Source organism: Petralouisia muris (genome assembly GCF_004793545.1).
GTDB lineage: Bacteria > Bacillota > Clostridia > Lachnospirales > Lachnospiraceae > Petralouisia > Petralouisia muris.
This window is the reverse complement of the sequence record NZ_SRYA01000056.1, coordinates 16,172-30,230: the sequence shown is the minus strand read 5'-3', so window position 1 is coordinate 30,230 and position 14,059 is coordinate 16,172. Positions and strand designations below refer to the sequence as shown.

Annotated in this window: 16 protein-coding genes; 15 read left to right on the top strand and 1 reads right to left on the bottom strand. The window is 44.6% G+C overall.

Annotated features, from left to right (window positions below; all coding sequences use genetic code 11):
* Positions 1-239 precede the first annotated feature (239 nt).
* From E5329_RS20965 to E5329_RS20915, 11 genes are all read left to right on the top strand, one after another.
* Positions 240-503, top strand: coding sequence for an IreB family regulatory phosphoprotein (locus E5329_RS20965; protein WP_135991315.1), 264 nt, complete (start codon positions 240-242; stop codon positions 501-503).
* A gap of 11 nt (positions 504-514) precedes the next feature.
* A complete protein-coding gene (gene ruvX, locus E5329_RS20960) occupies positions 515-961 on the top strand; it encodes a Holliday junction resolvase RuvX (RefSeq protein WP_135991312.1) in 447 nt (148 codons plus the stop codon).
* Between the two features lie 45 nt (positions 962-1,006).
* On the top strand, positions 1,007-1,267 hold the full coding sequence (locus tag E5329_RS20955) for a DUF1292 domain-containing protein (RefSeq protein WP_135991311.1): 261 nt from the start codon (positions 1,007-1,009) through the stop codon (positions 1,265-1,267).
* A gap of 64 nt (positions 1,268-1,331) precedes the next feature.
* On the top strand, positions 1,332-1,841 hold the full coding sequence (locus E5329_RS20950) for a Fur family transcriptional regulator (RefSeq protein WP_135991310.1): 510 nt from the start codon (positions 1,332-1,334) through the stop codon (positions 1,839-1,841).
* Positions 1,825-3,489, top strand: coding sequence for a ribonuclease J (locus tag E5329_RS20945; protein WP_135991309.1), 1,665 nt, complete (start codon positions 1,825-1,827; stop codon positions 3,487-3,489). The genes E5329_RS20950 and E5329_RS20945 overlap by 17 nt, the downstream gene beginning before the upstream one ends.
* Before the next feature lie 11 nt (positions 3,490-3,500).
* Positions 3,501-3,836, top strand: a complete 336-nt coding sequence (locus E5329_RS20940; RefSeq protein WP_135991308.1) for a YlbF family regulator — start codon at positions 3,501-3,503, stop codon at positions 3,834-3,836.
* A 41-nt stretch (positions 3,837-3,877) separates the two neighbouring features.
* A complete protein-coding gene (locus E5329_RS20935; RefSeq protein WP_135991307.1) occupies positions 3,878-4,261 on the top strand; it encodes an endolytic transglycosylase MltG in 384 nt (127 codons plus the stop codon).
* Complete coding sequence (locus tag E5329_RS20930) at positions 4,258-4,908, top strand: O-methyltransferase (RefSeq protein ID WP_135991306.1); 651 nt, start codon at positions 4,258-4,260, stop codon at positions 4,906-4,908. The genes E5329_RS20935 and E5329_RS20930 overlap by 4 nt, the downstream gene beginning before the upstream one ends.
* Positions 4,908-6,155, top strand: a complete 1,248-nt coding sequence (locus E5329_RS20925; RefSeq protein WP_135991304.1) for a peptidase U32 family protein — start codon at positions 4,908-4,910, stop codon at positions 6,153-6,155. Before E5329_RS20930 ends, E5329_RS20925 begins: the two co-directional genes overlap by 1 nt.
* The gene (locus tag E5329_RS20920; RefSeq protein ID WP_135991302.1) at positions 6,145-7,200 is read left to right on the top strand and encodes a lactonase family protein; all 1,056 of its coding nucleotides are present in this window, start codon (positions 6,145-6,147) and stop codon (positions 7,198-7,200) included. The genes E5329_RS20925 and E5329_RS20920 overlap by 11 nt, the downstream gene beginning before the upstream one ends.
* A 189-nt stretch (positions 7,201-7,389) precedes the next feature.
* Positions 7,390-7,581, top strand: a complete 192-nt coding sequence (locus E5329_RS20915) for a hypothetical protein (RefSeq protein ID WP_135991300.1) — start codon at positions 7,390-7,392, stop codon at positions 7,579-7,581.
* 203 nt (positions 7,582-7,784) lie between these two features.
* On the opposite strand, the gene aroC is transcribed toward E5329_RS20915, so the two are convergent.
* Positions 7,785-8,918, bottom strand: a complete 1,134-nt coding sequence (gene aroC / locus E5329_RS20910) for a chorismate synthase (RefSeq protein ID WP_135991299.1) — start codon at positions 8,916-8,918, stop codon at positions 7,785-7,787.
* Positions 8,919-9,170: 252 nt separating this feature from the next.
* Here aroC and tgt point away from each other — a divergent pair, with 252 nt between their 5' ends.
* From tgt to ilvB, 4 genes are all read left to right on the top strand, one after another.
* Positions 9,171-10,304 carry a tRNA guanosine(34) transglycosylase Tgt gene (tgt, locus tag E5329_RS20905; RefSeq protein WP_135991298.1) on the top strand — a complete coding sequence of 378 codons (1,134 nt, stop codon included), beginning with the start codon at positions 9,171-9,173 and terminating at the stop codon, positions 10,302-10,304.
* Positions 10,305-10,463: 159 nt separating this feature from the next.
* Entirely contained in the window at positions 10,464-10,781 is a 318-nt protein-coding gene (yajC, locus tag E5329_RS20900) for a preprotein translocase subunit YajC (protein ID WP_135991296.1), read from the top strand.
* A gap of 427 nt (positions 10,782-11,208) precedes the next feature.
* The gene (leuB, locus tag E5329_RS20895; protein ID WP_135991294.1) at positions 11,209-12,309 is read left to right on the top strand and encodes a 3-isopropylmalate dehydrogenase; all 1,101 of its coding nucleotides are present in this window, start codon (positions 11,209-11,211) and stop codon (positions 12,307-12,309) included.
* Positions 12,310-12,361: 52 nt separating this feature from the next.
* The gene (gene ilvB, locus E5329_RS20890; protein ID WP_135991314.1) at positions 12,362-14,032 is read left to right on the top strand and encodes a biosynthetic-type acetolactate synthase large subunit; all 1,671 of its coding nucleotides are present in this window, start codon (positions 12,362-12,364) and stop codon (positions 14,030-14,032) included.
* Positions 14,033-14,059: the final 27 nt, after the last annotated feature.

Sequence of the window (14,059 nt, the reverse complement as noted above, 5' to 3'; positions counted from 1 at the left end):
CTAATTCCCCCATGAATGGGGGCTAGGGGGCTGAAGTGTCGAAGACACTTTTTTACATCATCAAATTTTAAAAAATATAGATTGAATTTTCCGAACATTTGTATTAGAATAGATAAAAGAAATATTATAAGAACGAAAGAGAGCAATCACGCAATCGCTTATGCTCCATTTCATCTGGCCTGATTTGATTCTCAGATGGAGGGGAAGCGGAGCGGTTGGCTACAACAAGGACGGGAAAAATGCAGGATAAAAACAATACTCAATACTTTAAAGTGGAAAAAGAACAGCAGATACAGGTGGATGACGTGCTGGAAATTGTCTATAGCGCCTTGCGGGAGAAGGGCTACAATCCAGTGAATCAGATTGTAGGCTACATCATGTCAGGAGATCCTACTTACATTACCAGTCACCGCAATGCCAGAAGCCTGATTATGAAAGTGGAACGGGACGAGCTTGTGGAGGAGATACTGCGTCGGTATATCCAGAGCAATTCCTGGGGTTAGGAGGACATTTTATGCGTATTATGGGCCTGGATTTTGGCTCTAAGACGGTGGGCGTTGCCATAAGCGACGCTTTGTTGATGACTGCTCAGGGGATAGAAACCATCCGGCGGAAGTCACCGGGAAAGCTTCGTCAGACGCTTGCAAGGATTGAAGCCCTTGCAGAGGAATACCAGGTAGATCAAATTGTGCTTGGGTATCCTAAAAATATGAACAATACAGAAGGGGAACGCTGCAGGGTAACTCTGGAATTCAAAGAATTATTGGAGAAAAGATGCAATGTTCCCGTAATTCTTAGAGACGAACGGCTGACAACCGTTGCAGCGGACAGGAGCCTGATGGAAGGCGGAGTGCGCAGAGAGAATCGGAAAGAGCATACAGACAGGATGGCAGCAGTATTAATTCTGCAGAATTACCTGGATTTACTGGCATTTCAGAAAGAAGCAAATCCGGAGGAATAAAATAATATAGAAAGAACATAATGTAAGACAGAAAAAGGAAGTAAAATGGAAAAAATTATATTTCAGGCTCCCAAAAATGGAGAGTCTGTGGAGTTTTATGTATTAGAGCAGACCAAAATTAATGGTCAGAACTATCTTTTAGTGACAGAAGAGGAAGAGGGAGATTGTGATGCTTTTATTTTGAAGGAACTGTCACAGGAGGAAAATGAAGAGGCCATGTATGAGATGGTGGAATCTGAGGAAGAATTGGAATATATATCCAGAGTTTTTGGAGAAATTTTAGAAGATATAGATTTTACTATGTAAATTTCGGCTTACTAGCAGAGTACAAATTTTGATGTAAATTGGAATTTTACAGGAAGGTGTTGCGATGCTCCAGGAGGATTTTGAAAAGATTTTAAAAGAACATGGATTAAAAAAGACCAAACAGCGAATTCTGGTATTAGAGACATTGGCGTCTTGTGGAGATCGGCATCTGACTGCGGAAGAAATATATGAAATAGTGAAGGCAGAGTTTCCGGAAATTGGACTGGCTACTGTCTATCGAACCATACAATTGCTCCTGGAGCTGAATCTGGTGGAAAGCATTCAGCTGGGAGATGGCTATGTGCGCTATGAAATTGGAAGAATTGGGGGAAAGGACGCACATCACCATCATCATTTAATATGCCTGGAATGCGGAAAAGTGATTTCTTTTCGGGATGACCTGTTAGACGAATTGGAGAAGCGGATTAAAGAATCAGTCTCTTTTCAGGTCATTAACCACGAAGTGAAGCTTTATGGCTATTGTGAATCGTGTTTGAAACAGGAACAGGAGGCCGGGAAGGAGAACAGGGAGCCTGCAAAGCATTTGGAGGTGCAGCTTGAAGAAAGAACATAATTCAAAATTGAAAATCATTCCTTTAGGCGGATTAGAGCAGATTGGAATGAACATTACTGCCTTTGAATACGAAGACAGTATTATTGTAGTGGACTGCGGTCTGGCTTTTCCGGAGGATGATATGTTAGGAATTGATCTGGTCATTCCGGACACGACGTATCTTAAGAACAACATTGATAAGGTAAAGGGATTTTTCATTACACACGGTCATGAAGATCATATCGGCGCCATCCCTTATGTCCTCAGGGACATCAATGTGCCGATTTATGCAACAAAATTAACCATTGGGATCATAGATAACAAATTAAAAGAGCATAATATGCTTTCCAAAGTAAAACGGAAGGTGGTTAAATACGGACAGCACATTAATCTTGGGTGCTTCCGGGTGGAGTTTATTAAAACCAACCACAGTATACAAGACGCCGCTGCGCTGGCTATTTATTCTCCTGCGGGAATTGTAGTCCATACCGGCGACTTTAAGGTGGATTACACGCCAGTATTCGGAGACGCCATTGATTTACAGCGGTTCGGAGAGATCGGAAAGAAGGGCGTATTGGCCCTGATGTGTGACAGCACCAATTCGGAGCGTCCAGGATTTACCAATTCGGAACGCACTGTAGGAAAGACCTTTGACAATATATTTGCAGATCATCCCAATACCAGGATTATTATTGCAACTTTTGCATCCAATGTGGATCGGGTACAGCAGATTATCAATTCTGCCTACAAATTTGGCCGTAAGGTAGTGGTGGAGGGCCGAAGCATGGTAAATATTATATCCACTGCCACAGAACTTGGATATCTGCAGATTCCGGAAAATACGCTGATTGATATCGAACAGCTTAAGAATTATCCGGATGAGCAGACAGTTCTGATTACCACGGGAAGCCAGGGAGAATCCATGGCGGCATTGTCCCGGATGGCGGCAAGTCTTCATAAGAAGATCACCATTAAGCCGGGAGATACCATAATTTTCAGTTCCAACCCCATACCAGGAAACGAAAAGGCAGTGTCAAATGTAATTAATGAATTATTTATGAAGGGCGCGGAGGTGATTTTCCAGGACGCTCATGTATCCGGACATGCCTGCCGGGAGGAAATTAAACTGATTTATTCCCTGGTAAAGCCAAAATATGCGATCCCAGTCCATGGAGAGTACCGGCATTTGCGGGCGCACGCTACAATTGCCGAAGAACTGGGCTTTGACAAGGACGATATTTTCGTGCTTTCTTCCGGAAATGTACTGGAACTGGATGAAAACGGCGCAGAGGTAACCGGTCAGGTCCCGGTGGGTACGGTTCTGGTAGACGGCCTTGGCGTAGGAGATGTGGGAAACATTGTATTAAGAGACAGGCAGCATCTGGCAGAAGACGGCATTATTATTGTAGTGATGACGCTGGAATCCGGCAGCGGCCAGGTTTTAGCGGGGCCGGATATTGTAAGCCGCGGCTTTGTATATGTCCGGGGTGCGGAAAGCTTGATGGACGAAGCCAGAAAGCTGCTGGATGAAACAATGGAATATTGTATGGACAAGAATATCACGGACTGGGGCAGAATCAAAACAGAAATAAAAGATGAACTGGGAGAATTTGTCTGGAAGAAAACAAAGAGAAGACCCATGATTATGCCTATCATTATGGAAGTTTAAATGAGGTGGGTATGAATTACATTGATGAAAAGACAGAATCTCTGATATATGCAGTGAAAGAAAGTGCAGAATACAAGGAATATCAAAGAATGCGGGAACTGATTCATTCGGAACCGGAAAAAGAAAGGGCAATCCATGAATTTCGAAGAAGAAATTTTGAATTGCACCGTCGGAGAGATGTGGATTTGTATTCTGAGATGGATCGCCTGGAAAAGGAATTTGCCCCTTTGCGGGCAGAGCCTTATGTGAACGAATATCTTTCGGCGGAACTGGCAGTATGCCGGATGGTACAGCGTATCAATTTCCGTCTGATGGAAGAAATAGAATTTGATCTGGGATTTGAATAAACTGATCAGAAATTTGACGGGATCAGGGATTGGGGAACGTTATGAAAAGCAGCAAAATGACGCTGAGTATTCTGAATAGTGTGTTAAGCATCCTGATTATGGTCCTGATTTTGTTTGTAACATTGAAAGCAGGGGAAGCTGCCTATGCCCTTGGATATCGAATTTTTACAGAACCTGCAGTAGACAGGGAGTCGGGAAGAGATGTAACGGTACGGCTTCAGGAAGGAATGTCCGCCCAGGAACTGGGCAGTCTGCTGGAAGAAAAAGGGCTTGTGGACAACGGCATTCTTTTTGCAATACAGCTTAAACTGTCCGCCCTTGAAGATAAATTAAAATCAGGAAAATACACGCTGAATACTTCTCAGACAGCAGAAGAAATGATACAGGTTCTGGCAGGGGAAGAAACAGAGGAAACAGAAGAATGACAGGAAATGAACGTTTGATTACGTATATAAATTCCCTGAATATCGGGAATCCTCCGCTGCTGGAGGAAATAGAAGCGGAGGCGCAGCGCACCTTTGTGCCTGTGATCCGGAAAGAAACCCAGCAGCTTTTAAAACTTCTGCTGACAATGAACTGCCCGAAGCGTATTTTGGAGGTGGGAACGGCAATCGGATTTTCAGCCCTGTTGATGGAATATTTCAATCCGGCGCCATGCCGTATCACCACCATTGAGAACTATGAGAAAAGAATTCCTATTGCAAAAGCAAATTTTTTGCGTGCAGGAAAAGAAAATGTGATAGAATTATTGGAAGGAGACGCCGGACAGATACTGAAGGAACTGACAGATTCCTATGATTTTATTTTTATGGATGCGGCCAAAGGCCAGTATATTAATTTTCTTCCGGAGGTGATGCGTCTCCTTGGTTCCAGAGGAGTATTGGTTTCGGATAATGTGCTGCAGGATGGTGATATTATAGAATCCCGGTTTGCCGTTACCAGAAGAAACCGTACCATTCACAAACGGATGCGGGAATATCTCTATGAACTGACCCATTCAGAATATTTGACGACCACTGTGCTTCCTGTGGGAGACGGGGTAACGGTCAGTGTGAAAGCGGGGGACAGATAATGAAGAAACCGGAGTTACTTGTACCGGCAAGCAGCCTGGAGGTTTTAAAAGTTGCAGTGATATACGGCGCCGACGCCGTATATATCGGCGGGGAAGCCTTCGGCTTAAGGGCGAAGGCAAAGAATTTTTCCCTGGAGGAAATGAAGGAGGGAATCCGGTTTGCCCATGAGCGTCAGGCAAAGGTTTATGTGACTGCGAATATTCTGGCGCACAATCAGGATCTGGAAGGAATCAGAGAGTATTTTACGGAATTAAAAGAGATCCGGCCGGATGCGCTGATTATTTCCGATCCGGGAGTGTTTAGCCTTGCGAAGGAAATATGTCCGGAAATGGAACTGCATATTTCCACTCAGGCCAACAATACCAATTATGAGACTTACCGGTTCTGGCACAGACTGGGGGCGAAACGGGTTGTTTCTGCAAGGGAGCTGTCCCTGGAAGAGATTTCAGAGCTTCGCAGCCAGATCCCGGATGAGCTGGAAATCGAAACTTTTATTCACGGGGCCATGTGTATTTCCTATTCAGGCCGATGTCTGCTCAGTAATTATTTTACCGGGCGGGACGCCAATCAGGGAGCCTGTACCCATCCTTGCCGTTGGAAATATGCGGTAGTGGAGGAGACAAGGCCAGGAGAATATCTGCCGGTATATGAGAATGAGCGTGGAACATATATTTTTAATTCCAGAGACTTATGTATGATAGAACATATTCCAGAGCTGGTAAAAGCGGGAATTGACAGCTTTAAGATTGAAGGAAGAATGAAGACAGCCCTTTATGTGGCTGCTGTTGCGAGAACTTACCGCAGGGCAATTGATGATTATTTTATTTCGGAGGAGACTTACCGGACGCATATACCCTGGTATACAAATCAGATTTCGAATTGCACGTATCGGCAGTTTACCACCGGATTCTTCTTTGGAAAGCCTAATGAGACCTCTCAGATTTATGACAATAACACTTATATAAAAGAATATACGTATCTTGGAATTGTGGGAGAGACAGGGAAAGACGGGTTTATCAGGATAGAACAGCGCAATAAATTTTCCGTGGGAGAGTCAATTGAGGTTATGAAGCCGGATGGAGAGAATCTTCCGGTAATTGTGAAGCAGATTCGGGATGAAGATGGCAATGAGATGGAATCAGCGCCTCATCCAAAACAAATCTTATATATTGATTTAGGACAGCCGTTGGCAAAGTTTGACATTTTGCGCAGACAGGAAAAGGAGGAGCAGGCAGATGAACAATGACAGATATGTAGCATATGTGGGTACTTATACCCATGGAACCAGTGTAGGAATTCATATTTATGATTTGGATGTGGAAGGGGGAAGCATGACAGAACGCAAGGTGATCCCCATTAATAATCCTTCCCACCTCACCGTTTCTGCCAATGGAAAATTTCTTTATTCCATCGCAGACGAGGGCGTGGCTGCATTTAAGATTCTTCCGGATGGTGATCTGGAAGCCATGAATGAACAATGGATCGGCGGAATGCGCGGCTGTTATGTAGACGTGGACAAAGAAAACCGCTATTTGTTTGTAGGAGGCTACCATGATGGCCGTGTGACAATGATGCGCTTGAAGGAAGACGGCAGCATTGGAGAGATTGCAGACGGAATTTTCCATACAGGCATGGGAAGAAGCATTGCGGAACGCAATTACCGTCCTCATGTGAACTGCGTCAAATTAACTCCCCAGCAGCGTTTCCTCTGTGCGGTGGACGGCGGCCTGGATCAGGTTAAAATTTATCAGATTGACTATGAAAAGGGAAAATTAAAAATTGCAGATATTCTGCGGGAGCATTTGGAATCTTCTCCCAGAATGATCCGGTTTACTCCCGATGGAAAATTTGCCTATGTGCTATGCGAAGAAAGCAATGAGGTTGACGTATATAGTTATGAATGCACCCCTCAGGGACCAGATTTTGAGAGGATTCAGAGCATTCCAACGGTAGAAGAAGAGGAAAAAATGAACTGCGGAGCGTCCGGTATGGAAGTCAGCAGAGACGGCAAATATCTGTTCTGTTCCAATGCAGGAGCTAATTCTGTGGTAATTTATTCCATTAACCAGGCAACCGGAGAGCTTACTATGCTCTGTGATTCTAAAATCAGCGGAGACTATCCCAAATCCATTGCAATTTTTCCGGATGGACAGTATTTTTTGAGTCTGAATCATGATACCAATGAGATTATGACGTTTCATGTAGATTATGAGAAAAAATATTTTCTTATGAAAGGCAGACCCATTGCCATAGACCAGCCTAATTGTATTCATATTCATAAATTGGCGTAAGCCATAAACCAGTCCAATTGGAGTTATCAATCAGTGCAGAATAACTTTTATGCCGCAGGACGTAGTGCGGGAATCCTATTCTTTTCTCTGATTTTTTCTTAAAAACTGTGAAAAAGAAGGGATTCCCGCATTGTGTCCTGCATTTTTTTGGCTTCAAAAGTTATTCTGTCAGGGAAAGGAGGGACTTACATGGACCAAAAGAAAATAATTGACATGCAGGGGCTCGCTTCCATCGGCCCCTATGCAGACATTGCCTCCTTTGCCCTTGGATTTGTATTTGGAGTCCTGATATTAGGGGCATTGGCAACCAGCCGTTATATGGCAAAAATCCGGGCGTTGAAGCAGAGAATACTGCACAGAAAAGAGGCGTCAAATCAGTAAATTTCTAATAGGGCGGGATGTTTCAAGGGGCCGCTGGAAAATGAAATTCAGGCACAGTATAGGGTTGTTGCATTCAAAGCTTCCGAACCATATACTGTGCAAATTAATCATTTTCTGACAGTCCTTTGAAAATTTTGGAATAGTTAAATTCCTAATAGTAAAACGGATTTGTTGGGATTGCTGAAGTATTTATGCTCCATGCCTCAGACTATCGTTCTGTAAAATTGTGCCATAGACTCTATCCGGCTGCCCATATGTTCCAGAATTAAATCCAGCAGCGTTAACGCGGCCATAGATTCCACCACAACCACAGCACGGGGTACAATCACTGGATCGTGACGGCCGTGAATGGAGATTTCGATGTTTTCCCCATCTCTGGTAATGGTTTTCTGTGGGGCGGCAATGGATGGAGTGGGTTTTATGGCAGCCCGGAAGATAATGGGCATTCCGCTGCTGATGCCTCCAAGGATGCCTCCGGAATGATTGGTGACAGTTGTGGTTTTCCCATCTTTTTGTTCAAAACTGTCATTATTCTCAGAACCCAGAGAGGCAGCGGAAGCGAAGCCGCCGCCAATTTCAAAGCCTTTTACCGCTCCTATGGAGAACACAGCTTTAGCCAGATTTGCGTCCAATTTTTCAAATACAGGTTCTCCAATTCCAGCAGGCACGCCGGTAATTGCGCACTCGATAATCCCTCCGGCAGAATCTTTTTTTGCCATGCATGATTTTAGGAAATCCTGCGCTTTTTGACAGGGCAGTTCCTCCGGCATATACAGGGGATTGGAAAGTATTTTCTCTGTTATTTCTGATAAATCCCCTGCTAACAGTTCTTTTGCAGAACTGGAAATGGAAACAGGGCCAATGGAACGGGTATAGGTACAAAAAGATATTCCAAGCTGTTTTAAAATTTTGGCGGCGATAGCTCCGGCAGCGACTCTGCCTATGGTTTCCCGGCCGGAAGATCTGCCGCCTCCCCGGTAATCCCGGAATCCGTATTTCATATCAAAAGTATAATCTGCATGCCCCGGCCGATAGTAATTGGCAATCTCACCATAGTCCTTGGAATGCTGATCTTTGTTGAATACCATAAGGCTGATGGGAGTTCCTGTGGTTTTTCCCTCAAAAGTACCGGAAAGAAGTTCCACTGCATCGGCTTCTTTTCTCTGAGTGGAAAATTTTGACTGCCCAGGCTTTCGCCTGTCCAAAAATTTCTGTATATCCTTTTCATCCAGAGGAAGCCCTGCGGGACAACCGTCTATGACAACGCCGACGCCCCGGCCGTGAGATTCCCCCCAGGTAGTGATTTTAAAATGATTTCCAAATGTTGAACCTGCCATAATAACCTCCTGTTTCTTTCCGTTTTGGTTATAAAAAAGCAAACTAAGGTCTGTCTTGGATAGCGATTTTGCTTTATTATAACGATTCTGCTTCATTATAGCGAACCTGTCTAAAAAAGAAAAGTATTTTGTTGAGAAAGAAAGGAAATTCTGATATACTGATACCGTCCGTTCCGTTGTGTATGCTGAATTGGCCGCTTGAAATAATAGAATTCGGAACAATATAGATTTTATAACAGAAAGGGAAAATTTATGTATAAATTGTTAAAGCAGGAAGGCCGCGCCAAGCGGGGGGAATTTCATACCGTGCACGGAATCATACAGACTCCGGTTTTTATGAATGTGGGAACGGCCGCAGCCATCAAAGGCGCAGTATCCACCCAAGACTTACAGCAGATTAAAACACAGGTGCAGCTATCCAATACCTATCATCTTCATGTGCGCCCGGGAGATGAACTGATCAAAGAGATGGGCGGACTTCACAAATTCATGGTCTGGGATAAGCCCATTTTGACAGACTCCGGTGGATTTCAGGTATTTTCCCTGGCTGGACTGCGGAAAATTAAGGAAGAAGGCGTTTATTTCAACTCTCATATTGACGGAAAGAAGATTTTCATGGGACCGGAAGAAAGCATGCAGATTCAGTCTCATCTTGCCTCTACCATAGCCATGGCGTTTGATGAATGCCCTTCCAGTGTGGCGGAACGCTCCTATGTGGAGGCGTCGGTTGCAAGAACCGCCCGCTGGCTGAAACGCTGTAAAGCAGAACTGGGCCGGTTAAACCAGATGGAAGATACCATTAATAAACATCAGATGCTTTTCGGCATCAACCAGGGGGCGATTTTTGACGATATCCGGATTGAGCATGCGAAACAGATTTCTCAGCTGGATTTGGACGGGTATGCCATCGGCGGACTGGCTGTGGGAGAAAGCCATGAAGAAATGTATCATATTCTGGATGTAACAGTGCCTCACCTTCCTCTGGAAAAACCAACTTATCTGATGGGAGTGGGTACGCCTGCAAATATTCTGGAAGGAGTGGAGCGGGGCGTGGATTTCTTTGACTGCGTATACCCCAGCCGAAACGGGCGTCACGGGCATCTGTACACCAATCAGGGAAAAATCAACTTGTTTAACCAAAAATATGAGAGAGATCCGAAACCGATTGAGGAAGGATGCCAGTGTCCGGCATGCAGGCATTACAGCAGAGCTTACATCCGGCATCTTCTGAAGGCAAAAGAAATGCTGGGAATGCGGCTGTGTGTGCTTCATAATCTTTATTTTTACAATACAATGATGGAAGAAATCCGGGATGCTCTGGATCAAGGTCGTTTCCATGCTTATAAAGAAGAAAAATTGTATGGGATGGGGCAGAGGAACATGTGATATTGCTAAAATTTTTATAAATCCCGTAAAACTACTTGCCCTTAACCATGATTTTGTGTACAATAGAATGAGCGTCCAAAGGACATGGACAAAAGGTGAAACGCCCAGGGGCGTCCCTGGATGTCCAAAGGACATGGACAATAAGGAGGAAACGAAGAAATGTCTATTTTAGCTCAAACGGAAGCGGCAGCCGGATTTTCTATTGTCTGGATTTTAATCATGCTGGTGGCTCTTTATTTCATGATGATACGTCCACAGCAGAAGGAAACCAAGAGAAAGAATGCGATGCTGTCAGAATTGGCGGTGGGAGATACCGTTTTGACTACCAGCGGCTTCTATGGAATGGTCATTGATATCACAGAAGATACTGTTATTATGGAATTCGGAAATAACAAGAACTGTCGTATCCCAATGCAGAAAGCGGCCATTGCAATGGTGGAGAAGCCGGAAGATGCAGTAGAAAAAGAAAGCAAATAGCAGAAGGACATTCTCAGGCAGGACCGGAGAGTGTCTTTTTCATTAAATGATATGCCCGTTTGTGCGTCCGGAAGATGTCACTGGAGACCCCACGCGGGGCGCAAAGTGTGCAATACTCCTCATAAATGAGAGGTTTGGGAAGGTAAGGCGGGCTTGCCCATGTTGTTCTATCATATCATAAAATAATATAATCTCAGCATATCATAACTTTAACTTATAAAAACCATAAAAAAGAAAAATATCTTTTTCAGTTGAAATCCCAAGGCAAATATAATATAGTAGTACTATTGATTGTAAAATCCCATGGATTTCTATAATTGCAGCATTGAGATAAGGTCATTGCTGCATTAGCAACTTACAGCCAGGACAGCCCAGGGCAGAGAAAAGGAAGGCTGAGCTGTCTGCACATGCAAAGGAGAGAACGGGAATGGATTATAAGATTGGAGTGATTTCCGGTGACGGAATCGGACCGGAGATTGTGAAGGAAGCAAAAAAAATATTAGATAAAACAGGAGAAGTATACGGACATACTTTTTCCTATGACGAAATATTGATGGGCGGCGTCTCCATAGACGCCACAGGCGTTCCGCTGACCGACGGTGCCATTGCACAGGCGAAAGCGGCAAACGCTGTCCTGATGGGTTCCATCGGAGGAAATACAACGACTTCCCCCTGGTATCAGCTCCCGCCGGAATTAAGGCCAGAAGCCGGATTGTTGAAGCTGCGCAAATCCCTGAATCTGTTTGCCAACCTCAGGCCGGCATATCTGTATGAAGAACTGAAGGAAGCCTGTCCACTCAGAGAGGATATTATCGGAGAAGGCTTCGATATGATGATTATGCGGGAGCTGACCGGAGGACTTTATTTCGGAAAGCGGGTCACGGAAGAACGAGACGGCGTTATGACGGCGGAAGACACTCTGACTTACAATGAACATGAAATACGAAGAATCGCAAAACGCGGATTTGATATTGCCATGAAGCGACGGAAGAAGGTAACCAGCGTTGATAAAGCCAATGTTTTGGATTCCTCCAGGCTTTGGAGAAAAATAGTAGAAGAAGTGGCAAAAGAATACCCTGAAGTTGCCTTGGAACATATGCTGGTGGATAACTGCGCCATGCAGTTAGTAAAAGATCCCCGGCAATTTGACGTGATTTTGACAGAGAACATGTTTGGTGATATATTATCAGACGAGGCCAGTATGGTGACTGGATCCATCGGAATGCTGTCTTCCGCAAGCCTGAACGATACCAAATTCGGCCTGTATGAACCCAGCGGCGGTTCTGCGCCTGATATTGCGGGAAAAGGAATTGCAAACCCCATTGCAACCATATTAAGCGCTGCAATGCTGCTGCGGTATTCTTTGGATCTGGACAAGGAAGCAGATGCGGTGGAGCATGCCGTAAAACAGGTATTGAAAGAGGGGTACCGCACCATTGATATTATGCCTCAGGAAGAAGAGAAAAAATCTTCTGTCACTCAGGTGGGAACCGCAGAAATGGGAGATCTGATTGCAGAAAGAATTTAAAATAATAGGAAGGGAGACGGCATTTGCCGTTTGCCCGGAAAGAGAGGAAAATATGCAGCTGACAGGAGCACAGATTGTGATAGAGTGTCTGAAAGAGCAAGGTGTGGATACTGTCTTTGGTTATCCGGGAGGAGCCATTTTAAATGTGTATGATGAATTATATAAACACAGACATGAAATCAAACATGTTCTGACCTCCCATGAACAGGGCGCAAGCCATGCGGCAGACGGATATGCCCGCTCTACTGGAAAAGTGGGTGTGTGCCTGGCAACCTCAGGGCCTGGAGCCACTAATCTGGTAACCGGGATTGCAACCGCCTATATGGATTCTGTTCCCATGGTGGCTATTACCTGTAACGTAACAGTTCCCCTCCTTGGAAAAGACAGTTTTCAGGAAATTGATATTGCAGGAATCACAACGCCGATTACCAAGCATAACTTTATTGTAAAAGAAATAGATAAACTGGCCGATACCATCCGCCGGGCATTCCGAATTGCCAGAAGAGGCAGGCCGGGGCCGGTATTGGTAGATATCCCCAAGGATGTCACTGCCAGTCAAACAGAATTCCATCCGATTACGATTAAGCAGGAAATGCGCTGCTGTGAGAAAATTACAGAAGAAGCATTAGAACAGGCCCTGGATATGATTCGTAAATCCCAAAAGCCCTATCTGTTTGTGGGAGGCGGCGCAGTGATTTCAGAGGCCAGTGAGGAGCTTTTAAAATTTGTGGAAAAGGTTCAGACGCCAGTCACCGATTCCCTGATGGGAAAAGGAGCCTTTGACGGAAACCACAGATTGTACACCGGAATGTTGGGAATGCACGGAACCAAAACCTCCAATTACGGCGTCAGCGAATGCGATTTATTGATTGCAGTGGGAGTAAGGTTCAGCGACCGGGTAACCGGAAATGCAAAAAAATTTGCCCAACATGCAAAAATTCTTCAGTTCGATATTGATCCGGCGGAAATCAATAAAAATATTGTAACAGATGCTCATGTAATTGGAGATATTAAAGAAATTTTAATGCGGTTAAATCAACGGTTAGAGCAGCAGAACCATGAAGAATGGATCAAAAAAATCATGAACTATAAAGAAACCTATCCTCTGAATTATCCGGAAAAAGGGTTAAGCGGTCCTTACCTGATTGAAGAAATTTACCGCCAGACCAAAGGCGACGCTATTATGGTGACGGAAGTCGGGCAGCATCAGATGTGGGCAGCCCAGTTCTACCGCTACAAAAAACCGCGTACACTGATTACATCCGGAGGGCTGGGAACTATGGGATATGGTCTGGGAGCAGCCATTGGAGCCCAGATTGCCAATCCGGGGAAACAGATAGTTAACATTGCCGGAGACGGCTGTTTCCGTATGAATATGAACGAAATTGCCACAGCAGTGCGTCAGAAACTGCCTTTGATTCAGGTGGTAGTCAATAATCATGTATTGGGCATGGTGCGCCAGTGGCAGACCTTATTTTATGAGCAGCATTATTCAGCGACTGTTTTAAATGACAGTGTGGATTTTGTGAAGGTGGCTGAGGCTATGGGAGCCAAAGGATACCGGGCTTCCACCAGAGAAGAATTCAGCGAAGCATTTCAGAAGGCCCTTGCCGGTGATATGCCTGTTGTTATCGACTGCATGATTGACAGTGATGATAAGGTATGGCCTATGGTGGCGCCTGGAGCGGCCATCAGTGAAGCGTTTGATGAAGGAGATATGTAACAGGCCAGTTATTTTCTTTAAATTGGC

What these genes read in the sequence shown, in the direction of transcription:
- E5329_RS20940 (WP_135991308.1), top strand. Translation starts at nt 3,501, where the DNA reads ATGAATTACATTGATGAAAAGACAGAATCTCTGATATATGCAGTGAAA.
- ruvX (WP_135991312.1), top strand. Translation starts at nt 515, where the DNA reads ATGCGTATTATGGGCCTGGATTTTGGCTCTAAGACGGTGGGCGTTGCC.
- E5329_RS20915 (WP_135991300.1), top strand. Translation starts at nt 7,390, where the DNA reads ATGGACCAAAAGAAAATAATTGACATGCAGGGGCTCGCTTCCATCGGC.
- E5329_RS20955 (WP_135991311.1), top strand. Translation starts at nt 1,007, where the DNA reads ATGGAAAAAATTATATTTCAGGCTCCCAAAAATGGAGAGTCTGTGGAG.
- ilvB (WP_135991314.1), top strand. Translation starts at nt 12,362, where the DNA reads ATGCAGCTGACAGGAGCACAGATTGTGATAGAGTGTCTGAAAGAGCAA.
- E5329_RS20965 (WP_135991315.1), top strand. Translation starts at nt 240, where the DNA reads ATGCAGGATAAAAACAATACTCAATACTTTAAAGTGGAAAAAGAACAG.
- E5329_RS20930 (WP_135991306.1), top strand. Translation starts at nt 4,258, where the DNA reads ATGACAGGAAATGAACGTTTGATTACGTATATAAATTCCCTGAATATC.
- E5329_RS20950 (WP_135991310.1), top strand. Translation starts at nt 1,332, where the DNA reads ATGCTCCAGGAGGATTTTGAAAAGATTTTAAAAGAACATGGATTAAAA.
- E5329_RS20920 (WP_135991302.1), top strand. Translation starts at nt 6,145, where the DNA reads ATGAACAATGACAGATATGTAGCATATGTGGGTACTTATACCCATGGA.
- yajC (WP_135991296.1), top strand. Translation starts at nt 10,464, where the DNA reads ATGTCTATTTTAGCTCAAACGGAAGCGGCAGCCGGATTTTCTATTGTC.
- aroC (WP_135991299.1), bottom strand. Translation starts at nt 8,918, where the DNA reads ATGGCAGGTTCAACATTTGGAAATCATTTTAAAATCACTACCTGGGGG.
- E5329_RS20925 (WP_135991304.1), top strand. Translation starts at nt 4,908, where the DNA reads ATGAAGAAACCGGAGTTACTTGTACCGGCAAGCAGCCTGGAGGTTTTA.
- leuB (WP_135991294.1), top strand. Translation starts at nt 11,209, where the DNA reads ATGGATTATAAGATTGGAGTGATTTCCGGTGACGGAATCGGACCGGAG.
- tgt (WP_135991298.1), top strand. Translation starts at nt 9,171, where the DNA reads ATGTATAAATTGTTAAAGCAGGAAGGCCGCGCCAAGCGGGGGGAATTT.
- E5329_RS20935 (WP_135991307.1), top strand. Translation starts at nt 3,878, where the DNA reads ATGAAAAGCAGCAAAATGACGCTGAGTATTCTGAATAGTGTGTTAAGC.